10 protein-coding genes and 1 pseudogene are annotated in these 12,397 nt (G+C 45.4%); 4 read left to right on the top strand and 7 right to left on the bottom strand.

The window, feature by feature from the left end; all coding sequences use genetic code 11:
- The first annotated feature begins 41 nt into the window (after window positions 1-41).
- Window positions 42-389: a hypothetical protein gene (locus tag H4I94_RS04340; protein ID WP_261181746.1), complete on the top strand. Its 348-nt coding sequence runs from the start codon at window positions 42-44 to the stop codon at window positions 387-389.
- Between the two features lie 154 nt (window positions 390-543).
- On the opposite strand, the gene H4I94_RS04335 is transcribed toward H4I94_RS04340, so the two are convergent.
- Window positions 544-984 carry a DUF2147 domain-containing protein gene (locus H4I94_RS04335; RefSeq protein WP_261181994.1) on the bottom strand — a complete coding sequence of 147 codons (441 nt, stop codon included), beginning with the start codon at window positions 982-984 and terminating at the stop codon, window positions 544-546.
- Between the two features lie 590 nt (window positions 985-1,574).
- Between H4I94_RS04335 and H4I94_RS04330 the strand changes: the two genes are divergently transcribed.
- The 3 genes from H4I94_RS04330 (at window position 1,575) to H4I94_RS04320 (ending at window position 6,645) form a co-directional block, all read left to right on the top strand.
- Window positions 1,575-3,773, top strand: coding sequence for an OsmC domain/YcaO domain-containing protein (locus H4I94_RS04330; RefSeq protein ID WP_261181742.1), 2,199 nt, complete (start codon window positions 1,575-1,577; stop codon window positions 3,771-3,773).
- A 380-nt stretch (window positions 3,774-4,153) separates the two neighbouring features.
- The gene (locus H4I94_RS04325) at window positions 4,154-5,317 is read left to right on the top strand and encodes a zinc-dependent alcohol dehydrogenase (RefSeq protein WP_092819610.1); all 1,164 of its coding nucleotides are present in this window, start codon (window positions 4,154-4,156) and stop codon (window positions 5,315-5,317) included.
- Between the two features lie 440 nt (window positions 5,318-5,757).
- Window positions 5,758-6,645 carry a DMT family transporter gene (locus H4I94_RS04320; RefSeq protein WP_261181722.1) on the top strand — a complete coding sequence of 296 codons (888 nt, stop codon included), beginning with the start codon at window positions 5,758-5,760 and terminating at the stop codon, window positions 6,643-6,645.
- A gap of 69 nt (window positions 6,646-6,714) precedes the next feature.
- On the opposite strand, the gene pcaD is transcribed toward H4I94_RS04320, so the two are convergent.
- The 6 genes and pseudogenes from pcaD to benD all read right to left on the bottom strand — a co-directional run bounded on the left by pcaD (window position 6,715) and on the right by benD (window position 12,383).
- Window positions 6,715-7,494, bottom strand: a complete 780-nt coding sequence (gene pcaD / locus H4I94_RS04315; protein WP_261181718.1) for a 3-oxoadipate enol-lactonase — start codon at window positions 7,492-7,494, stop codon at window positions 6,715-6,717.
- Window positions 7,495-7,563: 69 nt separating this feature from the next.
- Window positions 7,564-8,766: a 3-oxoadipyl-CoA thiolase gene (gene pcaF / locus H4I94_RS04310; RefSeq protein ID WP_261181708.1), complete on the bottom strand. Its 1,203-nt coding sequence runs from the start codon at window positions 8,764-8,766 to the stop codon at window positions 7,564-7,566.
- Between the two features lie 163 nt (window positions 8,767-8,929).
- Window positions 8,930-9,580, bottom strand: coding sequence for a 3-oxoacid CoA-transferase subunit B (locus H4I94_RS04305; RefSeq protein ID WP_261181703.1), 651 nt, complete (start codon window positions 9,578-9,580; stop codon window positions 8,930-8,932).
- Window positions 9,581-9,598: 18 nt separating this feature from the next.
- Complete coding sequence (locus tag H4I94_RS04300; RefSeq protein WP_261181701.1) at window positions 9,599-10,285, bottom strand: 3-oxoacid CoA-transferase subunit A; 687 nt, start codon at window positions 10,283-10,285, stop codon at window positions 9,599-9,601.
- A 20-nt stretch (window positions 10,286-10,305) separates the two neighbouring features.
- Window positions 10,306-11,539: pseudogene (gene benE, locus H4I94_RS04295) on the bottom strand (benzoate/H(+) symporter BenE).
- Between the two features lie 58 nt (window positions 11,540-11,597).
- Complete coding sequence (gene benD / locus H4I94_RS04290; protein ID WP_261181685.1) at window positions 11,598-12,383, bottom strand: benzoate diol dehydrogenase BenD; 786 nt, start codon at window positions 12,381-12,383, stop codon at window positions 11,598-11,600.
- Window positions 12,384-12,397 lie beyond the last annotated feature (14 nt).

Here is a 12,397-nt window from a genome sequence, read left to right as displayed (position 1 = left end):
TGGGACAAAAAGCATTTTATGCTCTCTAGCTTGGAAATGTGATGGATGGAATAAATATGGTCAAAAAATATATAGGCTTGGTTGCAATCGCACTCCTTGGATTAGGGGGATGTCAAACGCATAATATGGATAACCCCCCTTTGGTTACGATTACAAAATCATTAGGAACCAAACAGTGTTCGGGAGTGAATGCCGATAATCAGCTTCAGCAACTGAAGCGTGAATTAGAACAGGCAAATATTAAAGTTTTTGCTGCTGAAATCGGTACGGATCAAATGTCGCATATTGCTTTATGTGGTGCAGACGACGGTAAAATAGCGATTTTCAAAATTAGACAAAAATCAGTCATTAGCGCTGAAAACATGGGTTATAAAATAGCGAATGAATAATGATTGCCGATTTAATTTTATTGAAATGACAAGTCAACAAGCTTAGGGAAAGATAGGAGTACGGCTTTTAGGAGAGCTGTTTCAGAAAGATTGTGTGATTTGCAATGAAAAGCGACTGATGAAAGTCGCTTTTATTTGATTCAATCTCATGCCGTTAATGAATACGTACCCAGGTCTGGCTTCGACCTAGGGCAGATACGCCAATATAGCCACGGCCATTTAAGGTTTTGCCATCTTCCGAGAGTCTGGCATTAAAGCTATAAGTTTTACCATTTTTAGGATCGGTAATTTTTCCGCCATCATAGCTATTGTTTCCGGCCTTTTTCAGTCCGGATACAATCTGTACGCCTTGAAGCGGTTTATTAAAAAATTTCCCCTTGCACTTGGTACATTTTTCTCCTTCAGTGCCTTCCAATACATCTACAATCTTTGCTGAAAGCACGCCCTTGGATGTTTCAGTAAATTGAACCACAGATAATGGTTTCTTGGTCACATCATCAATCGTTTTCCATTTGGTTCCATGTAATGGATCGGCAGCCAGAGCCAGTGTGGAAACGAGCGACAGTCCGATTATGCTTAGCGTTGTTTTTATCATCATTTGACCTCAACTGATTTGAGTAAACTTTTTTTGTAGAAATGCTTGAAGTCAGGGTTCGAGTTCAGACTTCAACAGGCACAAAATGCAGGCTTGCAGTTTGTAGCTCAAATCTTATTGAAAGATTTGGTATCTATTGTGGAAATTTTTATGCGCTTGTGTGTTGAACCCTTTAATTGGATGTAATTTTTATTTTCTTTTTCTACATAATTTGATTGAAATTTACTTTATTTCACAATTCATGCTGAAGCTCCACATCATGTCCAGTCATGGTTTATGCCTGAGTAAGACTTATAAGACCTATATATAGTAAAGGGTCTGGAAATATTGTCTTGATACTGCTTGCTCTAAATTGTCCTGTTTTAAGCATTTCTCATCAATAGGCGAGAACAGCAGACAAAAGTTATCAATCAGGCAAAATCCCTCTATAATACCGTCCATCATTTCTAGGGTCGGTCGTTTACTCTGCTATACGAATGGCACTAGTCACACTATTTTTTTAAGCCAGTTTCCTGTCTGTGATTCGGCTTATATTTTATTTTCTGATTTTTATGTGTTGCACTGACACATAAGAATATTTAGGTGCCCGCATGGAAATTAAGGTCAATTATCTTGACAACCTTCGACAAGAAGCCAAGTTCGATGATTTCACGGTAATCGCCGATCAGCCCATCCGCTATAAAGGGGACGGTTCAGCGCCAGGTCCCTTCGACTATTTTCTCGCCTCATCAGCCTTATGTGCCGCTTACTTTGTAAAGGTGTACTGTGCGGCGCGTGACATTCCAACCGATAACATCCGTTTGTCGCAAAACAATATTGTAGATCCGGAAAACCGTTACAAGCAGATTTTTAAAATTCAGGTTGAATTACCGGCTGATATTTCCGAAAAAGACCGCCAGGGTATTTTGCGTTCCATTGATCGCTGTACGGTAAAGAAAGTGATTCAAACTGGTCCGGAATTCGTGATCGAAGAAGTGGAAAGCATTGATGCCGATGCTCAAGCTTTGCTGATGCCGAGCTTGACTTCGGAAAGCAGTACCTATATTCCGGGTAAAGACTTGCCATTAGAAGAAACCATCGCCAATATGTCCGGTATTATGGCGAACCTGGGGATGAAAATTGAAATCGCATCATGGCGCAACATTGTACCGAATGTGTGGTCTTTACATATTCGTGATGCCCAATCGCCAATGTGCTTTACCAACGGCAAAGGCTCGACCAAAGAAAGTGCCTTGGCTTCAGCTTTGGGTGAATTCATTGAGCGTTTGAACTGCAACTTCTTTTATAACGACCAGTTCTGGGGGCAAGATATTGCCAATGCTGAATTTGTTCATTACCCGGATGAAAAATGGTTCCAGCCAGGTTCAAATGGGGAATTGCCAAAAGAAATTCTGGATGAATACACTTTAGAAATTTATAACCCTGAAGATGAACTGCTGGGCACACATTTGTATGATACCAACTCGGGTAATACTATGCGCGGAATCTGTTCATTGCCATTTGTGCGTCATTCTGATGGTGAAACGGTTTATTTCCCATCCAACCTGATCGAAAACCTGTATCTTTCCAATGGTATGAGTGCGGGGAATACCTTGGCCGAAGCCCAGGTCCAGTGTTTATCTGAAATTTTTGAGCGTGCGGTAAAACGTGAAATTTTAGAAGGTGAGCTTGCACTTCCGGATGTGCCTGAACATGTACTGGCAAAATATCCAAAAATTGTTGAAGGGATCAAAGGTCTGGAAGAGCAAGGCTTTCCGGTACTGGTGAAAGATGCTTCTTTAGGCGGCCAGTATCCGGTAATGTGCGTGACCCTGATGAACCCGCGTACGGGCGGTGTATTTGCCTCTTTTGGTGCACATCCGAACTTTGAAGTGGCCCTGGAGCGCAGCCTCACTGAACTGCTGCAAGGCCGCAGTTTTGAAGGCTTAAATGATCTGCCTAAACCGACATTCAGCAGCAACGCTGTCACCGAGCCGAATAACTTTGTCGAGCACTTTATCGATTCCAGCGGTGTAGTGTCATGGCGTTTCTTTAGCGCCCAGTCTGACTACACGTTTATGGAGTGGGACTTTACCAACCAGGGTCAAAACTCCAATGCTGAAGAAGCGGCAATGCTGTTCGGCATTCTGGAAGATATGGGCAAGGAAGTATACATGGCCGTGTATGAGCATTTAGGTGCAACCGCTTGCCGTATTTTGGTACCGGGTTATTCGGAAATTTATCTGGTTGAAGATTTAATCTGGGATAACACCAACAAAGCCTTATTGTTCCGTGAAGATATCCTGAACTTGCACCGTTTGGATGAAGACCAGCTGGTCGCTCTGGTGGAACGTCTGGAAGATGTTGAAGTAGATGATTACACTGAAATTAGCACCTTGATTGGTATCGAGTTTGACGACAATACGGTATGGGGCCAGCTCACCATTCTGGAATTAAAACTGCTGATTTATATTGCTTTGCAAGAGTTTGAAGAAGCCAAAGAGCTGGTGGAAACTTTCCTGCAATACAATACCAATACCGTCGAGCGTGGCTTGTTCTATCAGTGCATGAATGTGGTGCTCGAAGTAGAACTTGACGATGACATGGACCTGAATGATTACGAAATCAATTTCCGCCGTATGTTTGGTGATGAGCGTATGGATGCGGTAATCGGCTCGATGGACGGCAGTATCCGCTTCTATGGTTTGACTGAGACCAGCATGAAGCTTGAAGGGTTGGACCGTCATTTACGTCTGATTGATAGCTACAAAAAACTGCACGCAGCGCGAGGCAAAGCTGTGTCGAAGTAAACTCTTATTGAGGAGGACTCGGGTTTTCCTCTAATAACGAATATCCGCAAAAAACGGCTTGTTCATAATGAATAAGCCGTTTTTATTTTCGAAGCCGTTTTAATTATTTCCTGATGTTCTTTAAAAATTAACTTTATGAGGTTGAGAGGTGTAGAGGATTGAATGCTAAATTCTATTCAAATTTTGTTCCAGATACGACAAACCCACATTTAATAACTGGAACCTTGTGTTTTATACATTTCTGAACAGTAAAAATTCTTTTTCTATACATCTCTTTGCAGTCTGATCTTTCAATATAGAAAAGGCACAGCAGCCCAAAAATTTAAAACAATATTTACACCTTCCCGTCTACTGCACAATAAAACCAAGAGGAATAAATCATGCGCGCACTTACCTATCATGGTAAACATGATGTCCGAGTTGAGTCGGTTCCCGATCCTGTAATTCAGGAGCCGGATGATGTCATTCTAAGGGTGACGGCTACGGCGATCTGCGGTTCAGATCTGCATCTGTATCGGGGAAAAATTCCTGCGACCGAAGAAGGGGATATTTTTGGTCATGAATTTATGGGAATTGTGGAAGAAGTAGGGCCAGCAGTAACAGAAGTCAAAAAAGGGGATCGGGTGATTATTCCTTTTGTGATTGCCTGCGGCCAGTGCTTTTTTTGCGAGCACGAGTTGACTGCTTCCTGTGAAAATACCAATACCGGTCGTGGTGCCATTTTAAACAAGAAACAGATACCACCGGGTGCCGCCCTGTTTGGCTATAGTCATCTATATGGCGGAGTTCCAGGCGGGCAGGCCGAATATGTACGGGTACCGAAAGGAAATGTAGGACCGTTTAAAGTACCGGGATCTTTATCGGATGAAAAAGTCCTGTTCCTGACCGACATTTTACCGACGGCCTGGCAGGCAGTGACCAATGCTCATGTAACTAAAGGCTCTACAGTGGCTATTTATGGCGCAGGTCCGGTGGGTCTGCTTTCAGCGGCATGTGCACAAATGTTGGGTGCTGAGCAAATTTTTATCGTAGATCATAACCATTACCGACTGGAATATGCTCGAAATACTTATAGGGCAATTCCTGTGAATTTTGACAAGGTGGATGCAGCAGAGTTTATTATCGGCAATACGCCGGGTCATCGCGGTGTAGATGCGGTCATTGATGCCATTGGCTTTGAAGCCAAAGGCAGTACGCTGGAAACCGTACTCACCAATCTGAAGATTGAAGGTTCAAGTGGAGCTGCTTTACGGCAATGTATTGCAGCGGTTCGTCGTGGTGGTGTAGTGAGTGTACCGGGTGTTTATGCTGGGCCGATTCATGGTTTTCTGTTTGGCGATGCCTTTGACAAAGGACTGACCTTTAAAATGGGGCAGACCCATGTGCATAGATTTTTGCCGCAACTTTTAGAGCATATTGAAAATGGAGACTTGTCTCCAGAAATCATTATTACCCATCGCATGAATCTTTCCGATGCGGCTGAAGGTTACCGTATTTTCGATCAGCGAGAGCAGGAATGCCGTAAAGTGATTTTAACTCCTTAAAACCTTAAGATTGCCAAGCAGACCTGAAATGACAGCCCTGCCTGGATAAAACTGTTTAGGCAAAGCGGTTGCTTTCAGGTCATCATAGGCAAGTTTTATCTATTCAATACAGATGCATCCTTATATTTTCAGCTCACGTTTCAAGTCTGGAATAAGTGCTTTGATTGAAAGTGTTCAGCCGCTGCAAATAAATTTTAGCAACTTGGGAAGGCTGTAAATAGTAAGTAAACATATGAATTTTTTTTGGTATTAATTATAAGCCTGATACGCTGTGTAAGATTAAATTTTTGAAGCTGAAAATAGCCAGTGCTTAATATTTTTTTATGGTTCAGGGTATCAAACCAAACTTTGCGCTATCAAAGCCCATCCCATTTTTAATTAGTCATGCCTTCGGCTAGAGCATAGAATGAGTTCACTTTTGTTGTAATGGCGCTAGGCATATGGCAGTGAGCTGGATTTTCTTCACTTTAATGGCAGCATTTATGCAGGCCTGGCGTAATGCCTTTCAAAAACAGCTGAGTACCACGGTGGATGTCTGGGGAGTCACACTGGCTCGGTTTATTTTTGGATTGCCATTTGCTGCTCTTTACCTCAGCAGTCTGTATTATTTCAATCCGGTTGAAAATATAGTCCACTTCACGCCAAAGTTCTGGGTCTATATTGTGATTGCAGCTTCCAGCCAGATTTTAGCCACTGCACTGATGGTGCAACTGTTTAAGCAAAAAAATTACGCGATTGGGGTAGGACTGGCTAAAAGTGAAGCAATACTGGCAGCGATTATTGGGGTAACTTTCCTGGCGGATCATTTGTCTTTTTTGGCCTGGGTCGGGGTGGCACTGGGGGGTTATGCGGTATTTTTGCTGAGTAAAGGCCAGCAGATGACCGGTTTTTCAGCCAAAACGCTGGCAATTGGCATCGGAAGCGGTTTAAGTTTTGCTATTACCTCACTGCTGGTACGGGAAGCCAGTCTGGAGCTCACAAATTTACCAAATTTATACCGTGCAGGCTGGGTATTACTGCTGGTGATCAGTTTCCAGTGTATCAGCATGCTGCTTTATCTGGGGCTGTTTAGTCGCAGCACTTTAATTGCCATGTGGCAACGTCTGGGTCTAACCTTTCAGGTAAGTGTATGCAGTTTTATGGCATCGCTGGGCTGGTTTACTGCCATGAGCATAATGAATGTACCGGTGGTCAAAACCTTAGGCCAAATCGAGATTCTGTTTAGTATGCTGATTTCTGCTTATTTCTTTAAGGAAAAACTGGCCCGTGCCGAGCATTGGGGATTGGCCCTGGTAGTGATTGCGGCAATTTTAGTGATTTGGGCCTGATGCGAGAAAAGATTGAAAAGGTAAAAAGCCACTTCGAAAAGTGGCTTTTTTGCTCTTGCTCTGTGCTTTTTAAGCTGCAATAAATTTTTGCACCGCCTGATTAAAGGCTTCAGGTTGCTCTACATTGGAAATATGTGAAGCATTGATTTCAAACAGCTGGCTATGGGTAATGCGTTCTTGCATGAACTGGCCATCAACCACTGTGGTTACCGGATCTTGTTGACCTGCAATTACCAGTACCGGCACCTTAATATCTTTCAGCTGTTCACGTAAATCCGCTTTAGCCAAAGCTTCACAACAGCTTGCATAACCTTCGGTGCTGCCAGCTTCCAAGTCGTTTTGAAGATTTTCAACTACTGTTGGGTTGCTTTGGATAAAGGGTTCGGTAAACCAGCGTGATGCTGCAGTAGACGCAATTGGTAGTAGACCTTGCTGACGTACCAATGCGGCACGCTCATTCCAAGCCTGTTCCTGACCAATTTTGGCTGCCGTGTTGCAGACAATCACATGGCTAAAACGTTCGGGTTTATTAATCGCTAACCATTGACCGGTTAAACCACCCATTGAAATACCACAGAACGCAGCTTTTTCAATTTTTAAATGATCAAGCAGGTTGATAACATCTTGACCCAGCTGATCAAGGCTATACGGACCTTGTGGTGCAGATGAAGCCCCATGACCACGGGTGTCATAGCAAATCACAAAATAATCCTGTTTGAAGTGATTAAACTGTTTTTGCCACATACCGTAATTGGTGCCGAGTGAATTAGAAAAAATCAAGGCTGGCTTGGATGCATCACCAAAGGTCTGGTAATTGATCTGGGCATCGTTAGATGTAAAAGTTGGCATTTTTTTAGAATCCTTAATCCTCCCTCGATCCCTCCTTTACGAAAGGAGGATCGAGCGAGCATTTAATAATTAAACACGTTCAATAATCAAAGCGATGCCTTGACCGACACCAATGCACATAGAGCATAGTGCGTATTTACCACCAGTCTGTTCCAGCTGGTTCAGTGCAGTTGTCACCAGACGAGCGCCTGAAGCACCGAGTGGATGACCTAAAGCAATCGCACCGCCGTTTGGATTCACTTTCTCTGAACCATCTTCAATGCCTAAGTCACGGGTACAGGCCAGTGCTTGTGCAGCAAAAGCTTCGTTCAGTTCAATCACGTCCATCTGCTCTAAAGTCAGTCCGGTTTGCGCCAATAGTTTCTTGATGGCCGGTGCAGGACCAAAGCCCATAATACGTGGCTCAACGCCGACTACTGTCGAACCGATAATTTTGGCACGCGGTTTTAAACCGTGTTGAGCAACAGCTTCGTCAGATGCAATGAGTAGGGCAGCCGCACCATCATTGATCCCGGAAGCATTACCTGCCGTTACCGTACCATCGGCTTTCACCACAGGTTTCAGTTTTGCCAAAGCTTCTGTCGTGGTCGCACGTGGATGTTCGTCTTTATCAACGATAACAGCATCACCTTTACGCTGCGGAATCACCACAGGAATAATTTCTTTATCAAAGAAACCACGTGCTTGGGCAGCAGCGGTACGTTGCTGGCTGGTCAAGGCAAACTGGTCCTGATCGGCACGGTTGATGTTGAACTGTTCCGCCAGGTTTTCAGCGGTTTGCGGCATGGTTTCCACGCCGTACATTTCTTTCAGTTTCGGGTTAATGAAACGCCAGCCCATGGTGGTGTCTTCAATTTTTTGGCTACGACCATAGGCAGATTCAGATTTACCCATTACAAATGGCGCACGGCTCATTGACTCGACACCACCGGCAATAATCAGTTCAGCTTCGCCCGCTTTGATGGTACGTGCTGCCATGGCAATCGCATCCAGTGATGAACCGCAAAGGCGGTTAATCGTCGTTGCTGGTACTTGGTACGGTAAACCCGCTAAAAGAGCCGACATGCGACCCACGTTACGGTTATCTTCACCGGCCTGGTTGGCACAGCCGTAAATCACGTCATCGACCTGTTCCCAGTTCACTGATGGATTGCGTTCCATCAAGGCCTTGATCGGCAATGCTCCCAGGTCATCGGTACGTACAGGAGCGAGGCCACCGGCATAACGGCCGAATGGGGTACGGATGGCATCGATGATATATGCGTTTTTCATGGAGTATTCTCTTCTTTATAAAGTTCCCTCTCCTTTGAAGGAGAGGGTTAGGGAGAGGATGTCTGGAAATTCCCCTCATCCTAGCCTTCTCCCAGAGGGAGAAGGAACGTTCAATCTCTATTCAATGCGTCGTTTAAAAATAGTGATGTCTGTCTATTTATACTCATTGAGTCGCATCAATCAGTTTGGCACCGGTCATTGACTGTAATTCTTCAAATGACAGACCTTCAACTTTCTCAATCACTTTCATGCCTTCAGGGGTGACATCAATCACGCAGAGGTCAGTGTAGATACGGTCGACACATTTCAGGCCAGTCGCAGGGTAAGACAGCTCAGCCACGATTTTTGGCTCGCCTTTTTTGGTCACGTGATCGGTGGTGATAAAGACTTTTTTGGCACCAACAGCCAAGTCCATTGCACCGCCTACTGCAGGAATCGCATCCGGTGCACCGGTATGCCAGTTGGCCAGGTCACCATTTTCAGCGACCTGGAAAGCACCGAGTACGGCAATGTCCAGGTGACCGCCACGCATCATGGCGAATGAATCACCGTGATGGAAGAAAGAACCACCGGTCAGCATCGTGACAAATTCTTTCCCGGCATTGATCAGCTCTGGATCACGGTCTTCTTCAGCAGGAGGAGGACCAAAAGCCAATAAACCATTTTCAGAATGCAAAAACACGTCTTTATCGCTTGGCAGGTAGCTGGAAATTTTGGTCGGTAAGCCAATGCCGAGGTTGACATAGGCACCATCAGGAATGTCTTGTGCCACACGTTCAGCGATCTGGTCACGGGTCAGTTTGCTATAGCTCATCTTTTTATCCTCGCGTGATTAAGCAGATTGCTCAAGTTGTTTAGTGCCAACAGCAACAACATGCTGTACAAAAATTCCCGGGGTAATGATGTGTTCAGGATCAAGCACACCCAGTTCAACAACTTCAGACACCTGGGCAATGGTCACGTCAGCTGCCATTGCCATGATCGGACCGAAGTTACGCGCAGATTTACGGTACACCAGGTTGCCCCAACGGTCGCCTTGATGTGCTTTAATCAAAGCAAAATCCGCCTTGATCGGGTTTTCCAGCACGTAGTCTTTGCCTTCATAGTTCAGGGTCGGTTTGCCTTCAGCCAGCAATGTTCCGAAACCAGTAGGCGTGTAGATTGGACCCAAGCCCATACCCGCAGCCTGAATACGGCACGCCAGGTTGCCTTGAGGGACCAGTTCCAGTTCGATTTTTCCGGCACGGTAAAGTTCGTCAAACACCCAGGAATCCGACTGACGCGGGAAAGAGCAGATGATTTTACGGACTGCGCCAGCCTTAAGCAGTTTCGCCAGGCCGTAATCGCCATTACCAGCGTTATTGTTGACAATCACCAGATCCTTGATGCCCAGCTCAATCAGGCCATCAATCAGCTCTGCCGGCTGACCCGCTGTACCAAAACCGCCAATCATGATGGTTGAACCATCTTTAATTTGAGAGAGGACTTCCGTTAATGAAGCCACGCTTTTATCGATCATAATCGTTCCTAACGCTAAAATTATTTAGTTTCAGTTTGGGAGAGGGAAACAGTGTTTGACACTGTCGGACCTGTTTGGGGTTTGCTTAATAAAAGATGGGCGACGAGACCGATACAAATGCCCCAAAACACCGAACTCAATCCAAGGAAATGCATACCGGATGCCGTGGCTAAAAAAGTGATTAAGGCTGCATCACGTTCGCTTTCATCTTTCATGGCTACTGAAACATTGGTGGCAATGGCACCCAACAGGGCAAGGCCTGCAAGCGCTGCAACCAGTTCTTTCGGCAGCAGGCTAAACAGCATCACGATGCTGCCGGCAAATAATCCACCTAAAATGTAAAACACACCATTGGCAATGCCTGCAATGTAACGTTTATCTTTCAGCTCATGTGCATCCTTACCCATGCATAATGCAGCGGTAATGGATGCCAAGACAATGGTGATGCCACCCACGCAAGCCACAGCAAGCGATGCAATACTGGTGGTGGTGATAATCGGTTTTGCAGGTGTGTCATAACCGCTGAGTTTTATAATGGCCATGCCGGGCAAAAACTGTCCGGTAAGACTGACCAGGATTAGTGGAATCGCCAGATTCAGCATGCCATTCATCGACCATTCAGGGCTAATCCACTGCGGAATGGCAAGGCTGAAATCAACAGTGACAGGATTCATTTTGCCGAGGACTAAACTGAGTAAAACCCCTGCAAGCAGTACCCAAACCATGCTGTAGCGTGGATTTATGCGCTTGGATACTAAAAAAACCAGCACCATGCCAAACACGATCAGGGGCATGCTGTTTGTAGCGGTAAACAGTCCCAGGCCAAATTGAAATAGAATCCCGGCCATCATGCCCGCCGCAATGGATTGGGGAATCCACTTCAGCAGCTTGTCGAAATAGCCTGTCAAACCAATAACAAGAATTACCAAAGCGGCCGTGATATAGATAGGCAGCGACCGCTTCATTTAAAGAAATATTGGGAAATAACGTGACCAAAAGTGCCGTGCCGGGCGCTGACCAGGCAGTGATAACCGGGACTTTGTACTTGATTGATAAAAAAATCCCTGCAACTGCTGCACCAATGGAGATTCCCCAGATCCATGAAATCATCATGCTGGGGTCAACATTGGCTTTTTGTGCCGCCTGGAAAAAGATGATCAACGGCCCGGAATAGGAAATCAGCACGGCTAAAAATCCTGCAACCGTTGCTGACACAGACCAGTCATCTTTTAAGCTTTTAAACAGGGTCGTCATTGCTACTGCCTCCATGCTGATAAATCAATGATCCTGTACCACGTTTATGATCGGGGGGTTAGCCCTGATCACCACCACCAACAGGAACCACTGTTCCCGTCATATAAGACGATTCGTCAGATGCCAGGAAAGTGATGGCATTCACTTGTTCCTGAATCGTGCCATAACGTCCCAGGAAAGTACGGTCAATGGTTTGATCGACTACCTGCTGCATCCACTCTTTTTCTGATTCAGAAAGTGGGTTGGCATTGCGCGGCACTTTACGCGGCGGGGCTTCTGTTCCACCGGTTGCCACTGCATTGACACGAATACCGTCTTTGGCATGTTCAAAGGCGAGGGAAGCGGTTAAACCGTTCACGCCACCTTTCGATGCCGAATAAGGCACACGGTTAATGCCGCGTGTGGCAATAGAAGATACGTTGACAATGGTACCTTTCTGGTTCTTGATCATTTCAGGCAACACGGCACGGCAGCACCACATGGTCGGGAACAATGAACGGTTCACTTCCTTGATGATTTCCTCTTCAGAAAATTCCTGGAAAGGTTTCATCCAGATCGCGCCACCGACGTTGTTGATCAGCACATCGACACGGCCATAGGTCTCAATCGCTTTGGCAACCACAGATTCTGCACCTGCAAAAGTTTCCAGATTGGCTTTCACCGTAATTGCATCACCGCCTGTGGCTTTAATTTCAGCCAGAACTTCTTCCACATAAGGAGAAAGGTCAGCCATCACCACTTGAGCACCTTCACTGGCGACTTGCAGCGCGACACCGCGACCGATGCCTTGAGCGGCACCGGTCACGATCACAACTTTGTTTTCAAATCTTTGACGATTAGACATTGAAAAATCTCCTT

This window comes from Acinetobacter sp. T_3_1 (assembly GCF_025377055.1).
Classification (GTDB): Bacteria; Pseudomonadota; Gammaproteobacteria; order Pseudomonadales; family Moraxellaceae; genus Acinetobacter; species Acinetobacter kookii.
The sequence above is the reverse complement of the archived record's forward strand: the minus strand, read 5'-3'. Positions and strand labels throughout refer to the sequence as shown.